The organism is Mariniflexile gromovii (genome assembly GCF_017814435.1).
GTDB lineage: Bacteria > Bacteroidota > Bacteroidia > Flavobacteriales > Flavobacteriaceae > Mariniflexile > Mariniflexile gromovii.
Window position 1 is genome coordinate 120,284 of record NZ_JAGJCB010000011.1, and the last position, 16,999, is coordinate 137,282.

The following is a 16,999-nucleotide window of genomic DNA, read 5'->3' on the forward strand; positions in this document are numbered from 1 at the left end:
TTATTGTTATGTCCTATTTATACTTTATATTTAGTATGCTAAAAACTTAAAGAATGCCTTATAAAACTTTTGAAGAATACAACATGCAGGTTACCGATGATGTTAAAGACCGATACAAAAACATTATTGAAGATTTAGGTGAAAATACCCAGCGCGATGGTTTGTTAAAAACCCCAGAACGTGCCGCCAAAGCGATGCAGTTTTTAACGCAAGGATACCATCAAGACCCTGTTGAAATTCTTAAAAGCGCTATGTTTAAAGAGAGTTACAACGAAATGGTTATTGTAAAGGATATTGAATTGTATTCACTTTGCGAGCATCATATCTTACCTTTTTTCGGAAAGGCACACATTGCCTATATACCAAACGGACACATTGTAGGCCTAAGTAAATTACCAAGAATTGTTGATGTGTTTGCACGCCGATTACAAGTTCAGGAGCGTTTAACCGAACAAATTTTAGATTGTATAAACGATACTTTAAAACCGCAAGGTGTTGCCGTGGTTATTGAAGCGTCGCACATGTGTATGATGATGCGTGGGGTACAAAAGCAAAATTCAGTGACTACCACATCGGGGTTTCGTGGACAGTTTGAAAAAATAGAAACTAGAAACGAGTTTCTAAAATTAATAGGGAAGTAGTTTTGGTATGTTTTTTGTTTCTGATGAAGTCATTAATATTATTTGAATGAATAAATACACAAAATTAGCCTTAGGAATCCTGTTTGATGCTTTGGGTTACGTTTCTTTTTTAATTCCCGGTATTGGTGAGTTTTCAGATATTGTTTGGGCACCACTTTCTGGTTGGTTAATGACCAAACTTTATAAAGGTAAAGCGGGAAAAATAGCTGGAGTAATAAGTTTTATAGAAGAAGCTTTACCTGGTTTTGATATCATCCCAACCTTCACACTTATGTGGATTTATACCTATGTTTTTAGTAAGGAAGAAAAACTATAGAAGTCAAAGAAATTGAATAAAAGTATACATCATGGAGTGCTTATTTTGTATTGCAAAGAAATAAGTTATATTTACTAAGTGAATACTACTTATAAGCACATAATTTCATTTGGTATGTTGCTCTGTTTTTTGGTAACTCTTGTACCAATTAACTATTTTCATCATCATGAAGAGCATAACCACTGCAATCAAACAGATGTTAGTTTAGAAACTAACCCATGCCACATAAGTATTTATCACGATCAATTAGAAGCGCTTAAGTGTAAACATAATTCTCATATTTCTAAGGTACAGGATTCGTGTGAATTCTGTAAAATTATTGCACCAAGGAGACTTCAATATGACATTTCAAAAATTGATGCGTGTGTTGTCTTTACCATATCTATTTATAAAAAGCATTCAGTAGAATACCAACAAATTAAGGTATTCAATTTTCCAAATTCTTTACGCGGAAGAGCGCCACCAACTATTTTGAACTTAAGTTAGCATCCCATTCTTCTCTATGATTAATTGTTCTGTTTAACAATTTATTTGTGGATGCATTATCATTTTAAATAGTTTATAAACATGATTAATTAAAGTTGTTTAATTAGTCGTAAAAAATCATATCATGAAAGAAACATTAAGTTTTTATGACGTAAAGAGTAAATCAAAATTTGAATCTAAGGAATACCATATAGAGCAAAAAAACAATCGCTATTTTGCTGTATCTAAGTCTCCTAATGGCTCTCACAATTGTTGGAGAGTATTATCTAAGGAACAAGGTGAGAGATTCAAGTAATTTTAAAGAATTTAGTAGTAAAACAAACAATATAAAATCTAAAACTCTCAAAGAGTGGCAATCTAAACTTGGTATTGATAATTGGTGCATTTTATGTGAACCAATTGATGAAATGCAAGTTTTAGATGATTTAAAGGGCGATTTGCCAGGGCATGAATTTGTAGGTATTTCAATTGATTTTGTAAATGAAACAGGAATTATTTATCATACAAGACCTTTAAAGGATGATGATATTGTTCATGAATTACTACATGTTTGCTTTCCAGAATGGAGTGAACAGATTGTGAATTATTGGACAGATTTAATTATAAATCAACCAGAAATTATTTTACCTAAAACAGAAGCAAGTTATTGTAATTTAACCTGATAGTTTTAGTTAAATAGATAGATGTTTAATAAAAAAGAGGCTGTTATTTAATAACAGCCTCTTAGTTTTTTTTGAATTTAAGAAATTAGTGATCTACACTATTTTCGTATCCAATAAATGTAAGTCGGTAAGGCGTACCGGATACTTTTAATTTTTTAGTACTCGATATGTTTTTCAAATTTACCTGGATAATTTCTCCACTAGACGGTAAAGTAATGTAAGCAAATCTCTCAGAAAAAATAAGTTGAGGCTTTTGTGTAGATGTTGTTTCTGTATTGCTTATAACAGTAGCACTATTGTCTTGAGATAAGGTTGCAATATCAAAAATCTTTAATTCTCCAGAATGTAGAAGGATGCCTAATTTACTTTCGTTATAGCTAACCTTGCATTGCATAATATTAGTGCTTTCAAAAATAGGTTCTATTATGTCTGTTACAACATCTATCAAATAAGCACCTTTTGCAGCAGTATATCCAATAAATTTTCCGTTAATTGATGTTTCAAGAATAGTTCCAAACCAAGCAGTCCCAAAACCAGAAGGCACAGGAATTAACTTTTGGTTTCCATTACTTTCTACTACTAAAACACCACTTGCGGTCCCGAAAACGGCATAAGTTCCATCAGAAGCATTACCATGAATACCATTTGTAGCTATTTTAGACGCATGAATCGTTGTACCATCTGCTCCAATAACTTTAACTCTTTCAGGTAAAGTACCAGTTATGGAATTATCTTTTTCGGTAATGGCGTAAGTTCCGTTAGAAAAGGTAGCCATAGCACCATGATGTGCTAATAAACCTGTATTGATCGTTTGTAATGTAGCTCCAGGTGTATGTATGTCTGATTCTTTTGCAACGGATAATGTGCCATCTCCATCATTAAAGGTCATTAATTCTCCTTTTTTACTTTTAAAATGAGTAGGTAATAACGATGTTCCTATCATGGCACCAAATTTAGGAGTGCCTTTTGCGTCTACATGGTCACCGTGGAATTCATATCCACTATCAAAAGTTTCAACAAAATTATTTTCTCGATGAATTAAGGCTGCATATCTTCCAGACTCTGTTGTATATAAAGCAGATTTGGGATGTTTTGCTTCAAAAAAAGTTATTTCTTCAGTGAAAGGGTTTACTAAAGTTAACTCGTTGCTAGTTTCATCAGAAACTAATAAACGCAAGTATTTATATTCTTTATTTGTGTCATCTAAATGATGATCTGCATCATCATCGTCATTAGAACAAGAGAATGAAAAAATGGCTAATGTTAATAAAAGTAAGTATTTTGAAAAATTTGATTTCATAATTTATATATTGTTTTTATGTTTTTGCCATTGTTAACAATAAAACATAGCATGCCTGTCCTGATGATAATCAAGATTTTTTTGAGGCTATTATGTTATTCGAATTTAATTCTGCCAACAAACTCGACTTTAATAAATCAAGCTTGTATGGCATAAATGAATCCCTATAGTTAGCCGTAGGCTAAAAAAACTGTGAATGAATTTTTTGTGTTTTAAAAAAAATTAATGAGACATTTCCTTTATTCAACTTCAATGGAAAAAGTTACCGACGCGTCTGTTGAGCCACCAGCATTTGTAATATCGCCATTTGAAACTCCCGATGCGCTTTTATTTGGTTCATGACGTAAAATTATTGTCAAGTTTCCAGAAGCAGCATTAGTAGTATTGAAAACGGTTTGTAACCCAATAGGTAAACCATTAGAGTCAAGATTATTAGCATCAGTACTATAAGTAAAGCCGTTAAGTGAGCCTGTTTTTATATAGAATATTTGGTGCTCGTCTCCTTCTTCTTCAATTTCTTCTGTTATATCTTCAGCAGGATTTACAGATTCGTTTAAAAATGTTACAGTGCCGTTATACGTTTTATTTTGCTCAAATTTTCCAGAAACGGTAATTACAGGAGCATTGCCACCATCACCATCAAGATCCTGAGATTTTAGTGTAATGGTTGTGCCACCACCTTGAGGCACAAATGTAGCAGTTACAGTTGTGATTAGCTCTTCTTCATTTACTGGTTCTGGGTCATTGTCTGAAGAACAAGCTGTTAAGCTTAATGATGTTATAAATAAAAGCGATAAATATTTTAATGTTTTCATGTGATTGTATTTTTATTATTAATAATTAAATTTTAATTGTACCATTATATTTCTTCCTAAATCATCGGCAAAATATCTTAATCGGTTAAGGTATTCTCTGTAAGAAGTATTAAAAATGTTACTAATGTTTAATCCGATATTTAAATTTGTTTTTTTTGAAGTTTCCAATGTGATGTCACTTGAAAAATGTAACAAATGATAAGCGGGTGGAGGCGTGCTGATATCTACCAAAACATACGAATCGGTTGTTGCTACATAAGTTTCAAAGTTATTATTTGGATATTCATTTTGTTTAAAAACCCATTCGCTTTTTAACTCAGCATTAAAGTTTTTCCAACCTTTGTTATTATAAGTAATTGTGTTTACTGTTTTTAAAGATGGCATATCAATTAAATCTCTATTTTGAGTTAAATCTCTACCTTTTGTATAAGATGTTTTATTTCCAAATTGAAAATGTTCATTTACATCCACATTCAAACTTAGGTCTGCACCCAGCAACATAGCATTTGTTTGTTGGTACTCCCACACAGGAAAAGAGCCTCTTATGGTTTGTTCTACCCCCGTTGGTTGTACATAAATAAAATTATGAATGTTATTATAAAAACCTTCTAAATTTAGTTGTAAACCTTCAGAATTGAAATTGTATGAAGCAGAAAACCGGTTAGACTGTTCTTGTTTTATCCGTAAATCGCCCAATTCAATTCTAGCAGCAGAATGGTGCAATCCTTCACTAAAAAGTTCTGATGGATTTGGAGTTCTGTTTGATAAACTATAGTTCGCTAATATGGAGTTTTTAGAATCAAACTGATGGGTTAATCCTGTTGAAGCAGAGATATTATGGTATTGAAATTTAGGGTTTGCAAGCAATTGAGTGCCTAAATCGTCAATTATAATATTGCTAAAATCTACATCATAACCACGTTGCTCCCAACGGCTTTTTTGATAGAATTTTTTAGAGTCTATATTAACGTAATCATATCTCAAAGCAGCATCAAATAGCGTGTTTTCATTTAATGTCCATTCCGAGGTTGCATACGCACCAAAACTATATTTGTCATAATCTGGTATCAAGCGTCTTATACCCGTATCAGGGTTTGCAAAATTGTTTTGGTATTCTCCGTTAAACCCAATCTCAAAAACTTTGTTGTCAAACTTATCAATTTTTATGTTTGAACTTAAGGCATGTGTTTGTAAAGTTAAATCTATGGAAGCTTTGTTTTTATCGTCTCCAACCCGTACATCATACTCAAAACGTTTATTGTTTTGATAATCGTACTGGAGGTTTAGCTTACCAATACCTTTAAAGCGTTTATAAAAACTCGCTTTTGCTATCTGGTGGGTAACATCTTGTCTTGGAGCATCGATGCTGTATCTAAAATCTTCAATAACTAAGGGTTCTTTGTTATTTATAGCATTTACCAAATCTTCAATATTACCAATGTGTGAGGCGCTTAAAATGCCAATGTTATTATTTAAAAAGCTGTAATAGATGTTAAAGCCTTTTTCAAAAGCGTTAAATCCACTATTAAGTGAAAAACTTTTAGAATCTAACCCCGTATTTGTTAAGTAATAATTTGCCGCTTTAAAGTCGCCATACCTTTTAAGTGTTCCTTGTCCGTTTATATACCAACCGCTTTTATAGGTTTTAGTTAATGTGCTGCTTATGTTGGTTCCTCTACCGTTAGTTTGAGCACTTAATATGGTTTTTCCATATAAAGAATCTGCTTTAGTAACGTTGTTAGGGTTTAAAACAATTACGCCTCCAAGAGCATAACCGCCATAAGCTAATGCACCAGAACCTTTTATTAACGAAACGGTTCCGGCCGTATTAATATCTACATTAGGTGCGTGCTCAATGCCCCATTCTTGATCTTGTAAAATAACATTATTGGATAGGGTAATTATTCTACTACTGTGCAACCCATTTATTACAGGTTTAACAATGGTATTACCAGTATTAATGGACGATACGCCACTAACTTCCTTTAAAGCATCTCCAAGATTGCCCGCACTATATTTTTCTATAATTTGGGTTTTTAAAATGGTTTCTTGCGCTGTTTTAGTTTTTTTAATTCCAGTATGCCCTTCAATTTTAATTTCATCTAAAGATTCTATATGATGCTCTAAATTAATTATTTTGAAGACGCTTTCATTGAGATTAATATCAATAGAAACAGTTTCACAACCTATGTGAGATATTGAAGCCGTTATTTCCCCTTTACACAAGTTTTCAATAATAAACTTCCCATTTTTATCACTTATGGCATATTTATTAAGGCTTTCTATGTATATAGTTGCTCCTTCAATGGATGACCCATCATGAAAATCATGAATTTCTCCAGAGAAGGAATAGGAACAATTTTGACTATTTACTATGCCCAAAGCAAATAGCAAAAAAGTCAATAAAATATATTTCATTGGTCTTTTGTTTTAGTATAAAGTATTTTAGAATAAAAATTATACTAATACAGGAGGACCCCTTAACGAAAAAGGTAATTGCCAATGATTTTTAAGATAATTGTATGGTGTAATTATAGGATCTGAATGCGAAGGAGTTTTTATAAAGCCTATATATTCAGAAACTACATAATAATATGTTGAGCTTAATTTGAATTTGTAAAAATCACAATCTGTATTTACTTCATGTAAATGCGTTGCTTTTTCTCCTTTACAAATATCATGTGTATGGTGTGCAAAAATATGGGCAAATTTAGCACCAGAAGGAACTAACAACAACAATGCGAGTGCTGTTGTTATTGTTTTAAAAACGATATGTTCCTTTATTTTATTCATTTAGTCTATTAGACGTTTTAAACCTATTCGCCTTAACATCTTTTTTTCAAAATTCCAGAAAAAATTAAATTGACCAAATAACCAGCCAAAGAAAACTAACATGAATTGGTACATGATGAATAGTAAAACAATACGAAGAACCCAATATCCAAAACTTCCAAAGTTTTCAGAAGTAATGTTTAGATAATTTAAAATGGGTTTTCCAATAAATGATGCGGTAGAACCTGTAATAGCAAATACAATAAAAATTATAATTATTTGCCAATTCTGTTCAATACCCCAGCGTTCTTTTAATTTTTCCACAAACCTTATTTATGGTGCAAAAGTAAGTAAACAAGTTTAAATTCGAGGAATAAATGGTCCTAATCTTTGGTTATAGGTGATTTGAAAAAAGATAAAATAGTTATATAATTTGTAATTTACTTCGTAACCATAATCGATACCGCTCTGATAATCAATTTGCATTTCGTATAAATTGGGGTTGTAGCGTTGAGGTTGTATCACACGATTGTTCCATTCGTTAACATAAATTAAATTTCTGTTTTCTAAGTATTGTTGCGAGTAGAAACCTTCGGGTTTAGCCATACTTACTAACCAAGAGTTAAAACCTGGTTCTATAATGATGATTTCATATTCCAGTTCTTCGTTGGAAATACTAACCGTGTCACTTAACTTAGTGTTTTCTAACAGCTCATTTTTATTAGCAGTACTGGTCTTTGTAGTATTGCAACCAATAGCAAAACCACAAATGAGTAATATAAATATAATTGATTTCATCATTTTAAGTTTTTAAGATTCTTTATCCAAAACTACTACCCAATATACTTTTATAAAAGCATGAATGAGTAAACCCTGTTTTTGAGTTAGTAACATAGTCTTTTCTTCTTACTTAAAATTACAAAAATCATTCCTTAAATGGTTGTTTTTGAATTGGTTTAATAAAAAAAGAAGCTGCCTGAAAAGTCTATATATTGTCAAACTGAACTTGTTTCAGTTTCTAATAAATATTGATTGTCAGCGAGTTAAGATTCTGAAATAAATTCAGAATGACACTTGTTGATACTTTTCAGACAGCCTCTTTTAATAAAGTATGAAGTTGTTTTCTATTTATTTCCAAATAGCCCACCTAGTAAACCACCAAGTCCGCCTTTCTTTTTAGAGCCGCCTAAAACCATACCAGCAACATCGTCTATAACACTGCCATCGCCATCGGCATCTAAAATAGATTCTAAAAAGCTTTGCTCGTTTTTAGCAGAACTACCACCAAGCAATCCTCCTAACAAACTTTCAATACCACTGGCACTATTTACATTTTCTTGTTTCGCTTTGTTACCTAAAACACCCATTAAAATAGGGGCAGCTACTTTTAAAATTTGTGCTACGGAGCCAGCATCAATACCAGATTTTTGACTGATAGCATTTTGAACGTTTTGTTGTTTACCACCTAATACATGTCCTAAAATTTTGCTTCCATCATCTAAAACATTGGCGTCTACACCACCACTGAATAAACCTCCAAGATTTTCTAAAATACTTCCATCGTGTTTACCGCTATTTAAAGCACCAAGTAATCCTTCAGCACCTTGAGGTGTAGAGGCATTACGTTTCATAGCCGCCATTAAAACTGGCAAAGCCATAGTTAATACATCTTGTGTTTTGTTAGCGGGTTGGTTGGTTTGATTAGAAACACCATTAACAATGGTTTTACCAAGGTCGCTGTTTAATAAGTCTAAAATTCCTGACATGATTTTTTTATTTATGATTTACGATTTGTTATTTACGATTTTTTAACTCAGTACTTCCAACTTTGAACTTTGAACTTTTCAAAAGTTGGCATTTCAAGGTACAAAAAAAGTCCCAACTATAAGTTAGGACTCCATTAAATCTATTAGGTCACAATTTTTTTATTGTTTCCTATTTTAAGATGCTTATTATTTGTTCCGCTAGTTCGGTACCAATTCTATCTTGGGCTTCGTTTGTAGCTGCACCTGTATGAGGCGTTAACGATAAACCTGAATTCATTAATAATTGCATTTCTGGTTTTGGTTCGTTTTCAAAAACGTCTAAAGCTGCACCAGCAACTTTACCGCTTTCAATAGCTTTAACCAAAGCTACTTCATCTACCACACCACCACGAGCTGCATTTGCAATGAACACACCTTTCTTCATCATTTCAAATTCTGGAGCACCGATAACGTACTCTTTTTGTGCAGGAACGTGTAATGTAATAAAATCAGCTTGTTTTAAAACTTCTTCTTTAGAAATCGTTTTAATTTCGAAATTCACTTTCTGGCCATCAAAAAACTCTAATTCTAAATTAGCTTTTTCTAAAAATGGGTCGAATGCAATAACTTTCATACCAGCACCTAATGCTACTTTTGCAGTGGCTTGTCCAATACGTCCAAATCCTAAAACACCTAAGGTTTTTCCTTTTAATTCCACACCTTTAGCGTATGCTTTTTTAAGTTTTCCAAAGTTAGCATCACCTTCTAATGGCATATCTCTGTTTGAGTTATGTAAAAAACGTGCTAATCCGTAAAAGTGGCCAAATACCAATTCTGCTACAGAGTGTGATGAAGAAGCTGGTGTATTGATAACATGTAGTCCTTTGCTTTTTGCATAATCTACATCAATGTTGTCCATACCAACACCACCACGACCAATAATTTTAATGCTTGGGCAAGCATCAATTAGGTCTTTACGTACTGTGGTTGCACTGCGCACTAATAAAACGTCAATTTGCTTTTCGTTTATGTAGTTTGCTAATTGTTCTTGTGCTACGGTTGTTGTAATCACTTCAAAACCTCCTTTTTCAAGAGCTTCTTTACCAGTTTGTGAAATACCGTCGTTTGCTAATACTTTCATTTTTTTAGTTAAAAGTTAAAAGTTAAAAGTTAAAAGTTTCGAGAACGATTATACTTTATACTTCTGATTAATTTTTTGTTTTATAAGTTTGAGTAAGCACTGAAAACTTTTACTGCCTACTGAAAACTGATGTTAAGCTTTGCTTTCCAATTCGCTCATTACCTCAACAAGTGCTTTTACACTTTCAATTGGTAAAGCGTTGTACATAGATGCTCTGTATCCGCCAACACTTCTGTGTCCGTTTACACCGCTTATGCCAGCTTCTTTAAGCATGGTTTCAAAAGTTTCCTTTAAATTTTCGTTTTCTAAAGTAAACGTAGCATTCATTAACGAACGATCTTCTTTTGCAGCAAAACCTTTGAATAATGGGTTTAAATCTATTTCAGAATACATTACTTGTGCTTTCTTTTCATTAAGTTCTTCAACAGCTTTAATGCCGCCTAAACTTTTAATCCATTCTAGAGTTAACATAGATGTATAAACCGAAAATACTGGAGGCGTATTGTACATACTACCGTTTTCAATATGGATTTTGTAATCCATGATTGAAGGAATGTTGCGAGATACTTTGCCTAAAATATCTTCTTTAATTACAACCAATGTAGTTCCTGCAGGCCCCATATTTTTTTGAGCACCAGCATATATTAAACTAAACTGTGAAAAATCTAACTGACGTGAAAAAATATCACTACTCATATCGCAAACCATAGGGATTGGTGAGTTAGGGAACGCTTTCATTTGTGTACCAAAAATGGTATTGTTAGATGTACAGTGGAAATAATCGTAATCTTCAGGAATATCGTAAGCCTTAGGTATGTAATTAAAGTTAGCATCTTTAGATGATGCTACTTCGTAAATATCGTCTAATTTCTTAGCTTCTTTTATAGCTTTAGCGCTCCACGCACCTGTATTTAAATAGCCAGCTCTTTTTTCTAAAAGATTCATGGCAACCATTAAAAATTGTGTACTTGCGCCACCTTGTAAAAATAATGCCTTATAGCCTTTACCTTCAAGTCCCATAAGTTCTAAAACTAATGCTCTGGCTTTCTCCATAACATCAATAAAAGCTTTACTTCTATGGGATATTTCTAAAATAGATAATCCTTCATCATTAAAATCAAGCACTGCCTGTGAAGATTTAAGGATGACTTCTTGTGGTAATATACTTGGTCCTGCACTAAAGTTGTGTTTTTTCATTTGTGTTGTAGAATTTAAAGATGCAAAGGTGCTAATTTATTAGAAAAATAATGCTAAAAATTCAATAATTTTTTTATCAAATTGCTAACAAAAATTCAATAGAATCAACACTATCCGCATAATCCCAAAGTTGTGGTTTTTGTGTAGCGCCAAAAGTAATTTCTTTTTCTGTAAAACCTTTTGAAACGATGCACTGTATTTGGTTGCTATCTGCCTTTAGCTTTTCGTTTAAATCCGAAATGTTATTGTAGTATTCGTAAAAAACGGTGGCAATGGGCGATGCGTAACTTGTGTCTTCCTTAATCATTAAAAAACCATTTTCAAGCATATCAAATTCGCTCATTAAATAAACGGCTTTGTTGTAATCGTAATTGTTGGCGTATTTTGCTTTATCTATAATCGGATGCCAGTGGTACAAACCATTGAAAAAGGCATCAAAATTATAATTTTTAGGCACAAAAATTTTTGAAACGTTACGGCAACCCAACCCATAGTATCTAAAAATATCTTCGGCCAGGTTTTTTAAGTCGTCTTCCGTTTCTTGTCCTGTTAAAACCGCTACCGAATTTCGGTTGTTTCTAATAATGGACGGTTTCCCTTTAAAATAATATTCAAAATAACGTGCCGTATTGTTGCTGCCTGTGGCAATTACCGCATCAAAATTGTCTATTTTATCTTCTGTAAAGGAGGTTTTTCCTTTAAACCCAGGTTCAACAAATTCTAAGTATTTAGCCAAATAGGGAAGCAGGTGTTTGTCGTTTGATGATTGCTTTACCAAAACATCGTGCCCAGTGATAAGTACCGATAAAAAATCGTGAAACCCCACCAACGGAATATTTCCAGCCATAATAATGGCCACTTGTTTTGGGATAACTGTGCCCATATTATACGGGACGAGCCATTTGGTTAAATTATCTAGGGTTAGAGAATCTACCCAACCGCTTATGGCAAACGCTATATTTTCTTTTGTGAACCAGCCATTGTGTTCTTCTGCCAATTTTAATTGATGCTTGAAACCTTCAAAGAATACGTCGTTATGTTCAATATTATCTTTCTTTTGAATAATTTCATTAGAAAATTGACTTAAAAAATCTCCTAATTTCACAAATGCGTAAATTCTTTGTTGTAATTGCATGCTTAATTTGGTTATGAATACTTTTGGCGTTATTTTTGCGAATACAAAGTTAGAAAGAAAATACACTATGGCAATTATTATAACAGACGAATGTATAAATTGTGGTGCTTGCGAACCTGAGTGCCCAAATACAGCAATATATGAAGGCGCAGACGATTGGCGCTATAAAGATGGTACCAGTTTATCAGGTAAAGTGGTATTAACCAACGGTACAGAGGTGGATGCTGATGAAGCACAAGAACCTGTAAGCGATGAGATTTACTACATTGTACCCGATAAATGTACCGAATGTAAAGGTTTCCATGATGAGCCACAATGTGCTGCGGTATGTCCTGTAGATTGTTGTGTGCCAGATGACGACCACGTTGAAACCGAAGAAGAGCTTTTGGCTAAACAACGCTTTATGCACCCAGAAGGGTAGAAGACCATTAACAATTGATAAATAAAAATTATCAATATAAAATATAGAATCCTGAGCTTTGCTTGGGATTTTTTTATACTTTATATTTTTAAAATAACTTACTAACTAAAATTTAAAAAGACAAAAGAAAGAAAATGCTTTGGGCATAATAAGTAAAACCCCAAAATATGTCTGAATATTTTATTAAAAGTAAGTTTCACCCTTATTTATTGTAACCCAATTCCATGCGCACTTTTTATTTCGTATATGTAATTTAGACACAAAAGAAAAGGTGGTACGTTGTTTAATAATTGAGGATGATAAAAAAACAGTTGAAATTATAAAAACTGTTGGTAACGAATTTTCAGAAATCTCATTTTATGAGGTTAGTGAAGATCAAGAAGGTGCCTTAAATACTATTTTAAAAACCAAACCAGAGATAGTCTTCATAAATCTGGAGTCGGTTAAAATCAATTTTTTAGAATTTCTATTTGAAATAACCCAATATAGTGAGACATTACCAAACTTTATTGCTCTTGCATCTTCAAAAGAAAAAGCTTTTGATTCTTATAGATATGGTTTCTCAGACTTTATCTTGAAACCTCTTAATGAGCTTTCAATAAGGAAAAGTCTTTTAAGATATCAAAAAAGACACCCAATCAAACAAATTGAAACTATCTGTTTGAAGTCCTATAAAGATTATCAATATTTGAATGTAGATGAAATACTCTATTTAAAAGCAGATAACAATACCACAGATTTTTATATGTCTGATGGTACCAAAATTAGCGCCTATAAAACCTTAAAAGTGTTTGAAGATTTATTGCCCAAAACATTTTTAAGAATTCATAAAAGCTACATCATCAATAGAAATTGTATTTCCAGAATCCATTATGGAAAATCTATGTGCATTTTAAACAATGAACACAAAATTCCCTTCACTAAAACGTTTATTGAAAATATAGATTTAATAAATAGTGCTTTATCGCACAATACCTTAATCACTTTAAATTGATTTCCCTATAATAAAGCCGCATTTTACTCACAGAGGCATAACGTTCACTATAACAACGTTTTTTATATAGTTAGTTTAAGTGTATGTCTCTAAATTTGCTAAAGAATATTCTTGCGTTCTAAATCATAACGCTACCAATTGTGCACAATTTTTAAAATTACTGGCTGTATTTACGGCTAAAATAACTATTGTAAAATCTTAAAATTTTGTATCATGAAAACCTTAAAACTAATTTTTAGCATCATAGTATTATCAACAATTGTTCAATCGTGTACACCACAATCACTAAACGACAACCAAACGAGTGTTTTAGAAAACACCCAAGCCACAGGAGATGATGGGTCAAGTAATGACGATGGCTCTAAACCATAAACATTTCAAAACCTTTTATAATAAATAAATTAAGTCTTTAATGTAAACGTTAAAGGCTTTTTTTTTAGATTTGTTTTAAACAAAAATCATTTGAAAATTAATCGTTTATTTCAAATATTCGCTTTATTAATACCATTAAGTTTTATTATTACCCAATCTTGTGGTAAAAAGACCCCTAATAAAGAGATTTTAATCTCAGCAAACGATAGCATCACATATTTTATCAATGCATCAAAAAATGAAAATTTCAACTTAGCTAAAAGAAAACTATTTCTTTTAAAGTCGTATCTATATTTAAAAAAATCTGAAATAGATACTGTGCAAGTTCGAAATTTAAGTACGATTGCTTTTCAAAATTTAAAATTAGGTGACACCACGCTCTTCAAAAAAAGAAATGAAGAAGCTATGGCCATTGCCAATGATCTGAAGGACTCTTTTGCATTAGGCGATTTACATTGGAATTACGCTAGTTACTATAATAGAATAGAAGTATTTGATAGCGCTTTTTACCATTTTAATTCGGCCTACACCTATTTTGATAAAAGTGGACATTTATATGAGTCAGCGAAAACACAGTACGGAATGGCCTATATTAAAGGTCGTTTTGAAGATTATTCAGGAAGCGAGGTTTTAACTTTTAAAGCAATAGAAAAGTTTAAAAAAATACAAAATGCTCAATCATTATATGCTTGTTATAATCATTTAGCACTTTTACAAAATGATGTGCAAGAGTATGACCGCGCATTATTTTATTATAATAAAGCTATTGAGTATCTTAATGATATGGATGATAATGATTTTTCGAGAGAAGAAATATTACATAATATTGGTAACACATATTTAAAGAAGGGTGATTATACCGATGCCTTAAATTATTTTGATAAGGTATTAGACAATAAGAATTTAAAACTAAAAGACATAAATCAATACGCTAGGGTTTTAGGCAATAAAGCATATTGCAATCTTTTAATGAAAGATACCATTAATGTTCTAAAACACTTAAATGAATCTTTACGTATTAGAGACAGTTTAAATAATAAGTCAGGCATTGTAACTAGTAAAATCCTTTTGTCAAATTACTACACTTTTAAGCAAGATACTGTTAGGGCGGTTAATTATGCCAAAGAAGCCAATTCGTTAGCTGAAGAAATAAAAAACAGTAGAGATTATTTGCGAACCTTATCAATATTAGCTAAATTAGATATAAAAAATTCCCCTAAATATTTAGAAAAACATATTCAATTTAGTGATAGCTTACAATTAATAGAACGAAAAATACAAAATAAGTTTACCCGAATTGAATATGAAACGGATGAGTATATAGAGGAGACCGAACGTTTGGCCAAACAAAAAATTTGGATAATAATAACCGGTATTGGACTGTTTTTAATTTTTGGACTATTGTTTATTATTAGAATGCAAAAATCCAATACCGAAAAATTAATGTTAGAAAATGAACAACAAAAAGCCAATGAGCAAGTTTATCTTATTACATTAAAACAGCAAGAAAAATTAGAAAAAGAAAAAGTAAAAGAACGTAACAGAATTGCCGAAGAATTACACGATGGCATATTAGGTAAATTGTTTGGTACAAGAGTAGGTCTTGGGTTTTTAGATATTCAGGGCGACGAAAATTTAAAAAAAAGTCACCAATTGTTTTTGGATGAACTGCAAGTTATAGAAAAAGAAATAAGAGAAGTATCTCATAAATTAAGTGATAATTTTGACAACTCACAGGCGCATTTCTCAGATATCATTCATAAATTAATAGAAAATAAACGAAGAATAAGTAACATAGAATATGAATTGGTGTTTGATGATCATATCGATTGGCAACAGATAAATGAAGTTGTTAAAGTCAATCTTTATCGAATTATTCAAGAATCCATACAGAATATTATAAAGTATGCTTCAGCAAAAAACGTTACAATAAATTTTTCGATCAATAACGGAGATTTAACAATGACCATTAAAGATGATGGTATTGGTTTTAATATAAAAAGAAAGAAAAAAGGTATTGGAATAAAAAACATGAAATCAAGGGCGGAAAAAATCAATGCCGTATTCAATATCTATTCTAAAGTTAATGAAGGAACAATAATTGAAATCAAAATTCAAAATTTAAATAACCCCTAATGGAACATATTAAATATTCAGTTCTAATTATTGATGACCATCCTTTGATTGCCGAATCATACAGAACTGCTCTTAATTACTATAGCAAGCAAAATGAGCCCATTGAATTTAAAATAGAAATAACTCATGATTGTGATAGTGCATTAGCGTTAATTAATGAGGCTTTTAAAACCAAAAAAGAAATAGACATTGTTTTTTTGGATATTAAATTGCCACCATCGAAAGATGGAAAAATTCTTTCAGGAGAAGATTTAGGTTTAAAAATAAACGAATTGTTGCCTAATACTAAAATTATCGTTGCAACAACATATAATGATAATTTCCGGATTCATAATATTTTCAAAAATTTAAATCCAGATGGGTTTTTAATTAAAAATGATATCACACCTAAAGAACTTTTAGATACTATTGATGCCATATTGAACGACCCCCCATACTACAGTAAAACGGTCATAAAATTACTTCGTAAACAATTAGTAAATGGTTTTTTATTGGACCATATTGATAGAAGACTTCTTTATGAATTGTCTATTGGTACAAGAATGAAAGACCTGCCAGATATTTTATTTCTTTCGTTAGCAGGCGTTGAAAAAAGAAAAAGACAGCTTAAGCTTACATTTAATGTGAAAAATGAAGATGATAAGGAGTTGCTTTTTATTGCCAAAGAAAAAGGCTTTATATAATTTGGAACTGAGATAAGAACTCAAAAAGAGGCTGGCTTAAAAGTGTGGTTCTATGTCATATTGATTTCTATGATAAAACCAAATTATTTTTATAAATAGTTTGGTTTTTTATTACAGCAAAAATACGGTGAATGATTTTATTTCTCACGGCGTTTAACACAGACATTTTATTTTTGCCCTCAC

18 protein-coding genes are annotated in these 16,999 nt (G+C 31.7%); 8 read left to right on the plus strand and 10 right to left on the minus strand.

Annotation, left to right across the window (positions count from 1 at the left end; translation table 11 throughout):
- Window positions 1-53: 53 nt before the first annotated feature.
- The 3 genes from folE to J8H85_RS12240 all read left to right on the plus strand — a co-directional run bounded on the left by folE (window position 54) and on the right by J8H85_RS12240 (window position 2,105).
- Window positions 54-641: a GTP cyclohydrolase I FolE gene (gene folE, locus J8H85_RS12230; RefSeq protein WP_209655489.1), complete on the plus strand. Its 588-nt coding sequence runs from the start codon at window positions 54-56 to the stop codon at window positions 639-641.
- A 46-nt stretch (window positions 642-687) separates the two neighbouring features.
- Window positions 688-957 (plus strand): hypothetical protein, encoded by a 270-nt coding sequence (locus J8H85_RS12235; RefSeq protein ID WP_209655490.1) that lies wholly within the window; start codon window positions 688-690, stop codon window positions 955-957.
- Window positions 958-1,679: 722 nt separating this feature from the next.
- Window positions 1,680-2,105, plus strand: a complete 426-nt coding sequence (locus J8H85_RS12240; RefSeq protein ID WP_209655491.1) for a TlpA family protein disulfide reductase — start codon at window positions 1,680-1,682, stop codon at window positions 2,103-2,105.
- Window positions 2,106-2,190: 85 nt separating this feature from the next.
- On the opposite strand, the gene J8H85_RS12245 is transcribed toward J8H85_RS12240, so the two are convergent.
- The 10 genes from J8H85_RS12245 to J8H85_RS12290 all read right to left on the minus strand — a co-directional run bounded on the left by J8H85_RS12245 (window position 2,191) and on the right by J8H85_RS12290 (window position 12,210).
- Window positions 2,191-3,405: a hypothetical protein gene (locus J8H85_RS12245; protein ID WP_209655492.1), complete on the minus strand. Its 1,215-nt coding sequence runs from the start codon at window positions 3,403-3,405 to the stop codon at window positions 2,191-2,193.
- Between the two features lie 239 nt (window positions 3,406-3,644).
- On the minus strand, window positions 3,645-4,220 hold the full coding sequence (locus J8H85_RS12250; protein ID WP_209655493.1) for a type 1 periplasmic binding fold superfamily protein: 576 nt from the start codon (window positions 4,218-4,220) through the stop codon (window positions 3,645-3,647).
- An 18-nt stretch (window positions 4,221-4,238) separates the two neighbouring features.
- The gene (locus J8H85_RS12255; protein WP_209655494.1) at window positions 4,239-6,638 is read right to left on the minus strand and encodes a TonB-dependent receptor; all 2,400 of its coding nucleotides are present in this window, start codon (window positions 6,636-6,638) and stop codon (window positions 4,239-4,241) included.
- A 39-nt stretch (window positions 6,639-6,677) separates the two neighbouring features.
- Window positions 6,678-7,013, minus strand: coding sequence for a hypothetical protein (locus J8H85_RS12260; RefSeq protein ID WP_209655495.1), 336 nt, complete (start codon window positions 7,011-7,013; stop codon window positions 6,678-6,680).
- The gene (locus tag J8H85_RS12265; RefSeq protein WP_209655496.1) at window positions 7,014-7,316 is read right to left on the minus strand and encodes a DUF6787 family protein; all 303 of its coding nucleotides are present in this window, start codon (window positions 7,314-7,316) and stop codon (window positions 7,014-7,016) included. It abuts the gene before it with no gap.
- Window positions 7,317-7,352: 36 nt separating this feature from the next.
- Complete coding sequence (locus J8H85_RS12270; protein ID WP_209655510.1) at window positions 7,353-7,790, minus strand: DUF6146 family protein; 438 nt, start codon at window positions 7,788-7,790, stop codon at window positions 7,353-7,355.
- A gap of 326 nt (window positions 7,791-8,116) precedes the next feature.
- Window positions 8,117-8,758: a DUF937 domain-containing protein gene (locus J8H85_RS12275; RefSeq protein WP_209655497.1), complete on the minus strand. Its 642-nt coding sequence runs from the start codon at window positions 8,756-8,758 to the stop codon at window positions 8,117-8,119.
- A gap of 169 nt (window positions 8,759-8,927) precedes the next feature.
- Window positions 8,928-9,878 carry a D-2-hydroxyacid dehydrogenase gene (locus J8H85_RS12280; protein ID WP_209655498.1) on the minus strand — a complete coding sequence of 317 codons (951 nt, stop codon included), beginning with the start codon at window positions 9,876-9,878 and terminating at the stop codon, window positions 8,928-8,930.
- Between the two features lie 132 nt (window positions 9,879-10,010).
- Window positions 10,011-11,075 carry a 3-phosphoserine/phosphohydroxythreonine transaminase gene (serC, locus tag J8H85_RS12285; RefSeq protein WP_209655499.1) on the minus strand — a complete coding sequence of 355 codons (1,065 nt, stop codon included), beginning with the start codon at window positions 11,073-11,075 and terminating at the stop codon, window positions 10,011-10,013.
- Between the two features lie 76 nt (window positions 11,076-11,151).
- Entirely contained in the window at window positions 11,152-12,210 is a 1,059-nt protein-coding gene (locus J8H85_RS12290; protein WP_209655500.1) for an acyl-CoA reductase, read from the minus strand.
- Window positions 12,211-12,277: 67 nt separating this feature from the next.
- On the opposite strand from J8H85_RS12290, the gene J8H85_RS12295 reads away from it, so the two are divergent.
- The 5 genes from J8H85_RS12295 (at window position 12,278) to J8H85_RS12315 (ending at window position 16,816) form a co-directional block, all read left to right on the plus strand.
- Window positions 12,278-12,631, plus strand: coding sequence for a 4Fe-4S dicluster domain-containing protein (locus J8H85_RS12295; protein ID WP_209655501.1), 354 nt, complete (start codon window positions 12,278-12,280; stop codon window positions 12,629-12,631).
- A 271-nt stretch (window positions 12,632-12,902) separates the two neighbouring features.
- Window positions 12,903-13,625: a LytR/AlgR family response regulator transcription factor gene (locus tag J8H85_RS19100; RefSeq protein ID WP_209655502.1), complete on the plus strand. Its 723-nt coding sequence runs from the start codon at window positions 12,903-12,905 to the stop codon at window positions 13,623-13,625.
- Between the two features lie 213 nt (window positions 13,626-13,838).
- Entirely contained in the window at window positions 13,839-13,997 is a 159-nt protein-coding gene (locus J8H85_RS12305) for a hypothetical protein (protein WP_209655503.1), read from the plus strand.
- Between the two features lie 90 nt (window positions 13,998-14,087).
- Window positions 14,088-16,133 (plus strand): tetratricopeptide repeat-containing sensor histidine kinase, encoded by a 2,046-nt coding sequence (locus tag J8H85_RS12310; RefSeq protein ID WP_209655504.1) that lies wholly within the window; start codon window positions 14,088-14,090, stop codon window positions 16,131-16,133.
- Window positions 16,133-16,816 carry a response regulator gene (locus tag J8H85_RS12315; RefSeq protein WP_209655505.1) on the plus strand — a complete coding sequence of 228 codons (684 nt, stop codon included), beginning with the start codon at window positions 16,133-16,135 and terminating at the stop codon, window positions 16,814-16,816. The genes J8H85_RS12310 and J8H85_RS12315 overlap by 1 nt, the downstream gene beginning before the upstream one ends.
- Window positions 16,817-16,999: the final 183 nt, after the last annotated feature.

Excerpts from the sequence above, each read along its gene's own strand:
- folE (WP_209655489.1), top strand. The coding sequence starts at position 54 with ATGCCTTATAAAACTTTTGAAGAATACAACATGCAGGTTACCGATGAT.
- J8H85_RS12235 (WP_209655490.1), top strand. The coding sequence starts at position 688 with ATGAATAAATACACAAAATTAGCCTTAGGAATCCTGTTTGATGCTTTG.
- J8H85_RS12240 (WP_209655491.1), top strand. The coding sequence starts at position 1,680 with ATGGCTCTCACAATTGTTGGAGAGTATTATCTAAGGAACAAGGTGAGA.
- J8H85_RS12245 (WP_209655492.1), bottom strand. The coding sequence starts at position 3,405 with ATGAAATCAAATTTTTCAAAATACTTACTTTTATTAACATTAGCCATT.
- J8H85_RS12250 (WP_209655493.1), bottom strand. The coding sequence starts at position 4,220 with ATGAAAACATTAAAATATTTATCGCTTTTATTTATAACATCATTAAGC.
- J8H85_RS12255 (WP_209655494.1), bottom strand. The coding sequence starts at position 6,638 with ATGAAATATATTTTATTGACTTTTTTGCTATTTGCTTTGGGCATAGTA.
- J8H85_RS12260 (WP_209655495.1), bottom strand. The coding sequence starts at position 7,013 with ATGAATAAAATAAAGGAACATATCGTTTTTAAAACAATAACAACAGCA.
- J8H85_RS12270 (WP_209655510.1), bottom strand. The coding sequence starts at position 7,790 with ATGAAATCAATTATATTTATATTACTCATTTGTGGTTTTGCTATTGGT.
- J8H85_RS12275 (WP_209655497.1), bottom strand. The coding sequence starts at position 8,758 with ATGTCAGGAATTTTAGACTTATTAAACAGCGACCTTGGTAAAACCATT.
- J8H85_RS12280 (WP_209655498.1), bottom strand. The coding sequence starts at position 9,878 with ATGAAAGTATTAGCAAACGACGGTATTTCACAAACTGGTAAAGAAGCT.
- serC (WP_209655499.1), bottom strand. The coding sequence starts at position 11,075 with ATGAAAAAACACAACTTTAGTGCAGGACCAAGTATATTACCACAAGAA.
- J8H85_RS12290 (WP_209655500.1), bottom strand. The coding sequence starts at position 12,210 with ATGCAATTACAACAAAGAATTTACGCATTTGTGAAATTAGGAGATTTT.
- J8H85_RS12295 (WP_209655501.1), top strand. The coding sequence starts at position 12,278 with ATGGCAATTATTATAACAGACGAATGTATAAATTGTGGTGCTTGCGAA.
- J8H85_RS12305 (WP_209655503.1), top strand. The coding sequence starts at position 13,839 with ATGAAAACCTTAAAACTAATTTTTAGCATCATAGTATTATCAACAATT.
- J8H85_RS12315 (WP_209655505.1), top strand. The coding sequence starts at position 16,133 with ATGGAACATATTAAATATTCAGTTCTAATTATTGATGACCATCCTTTG.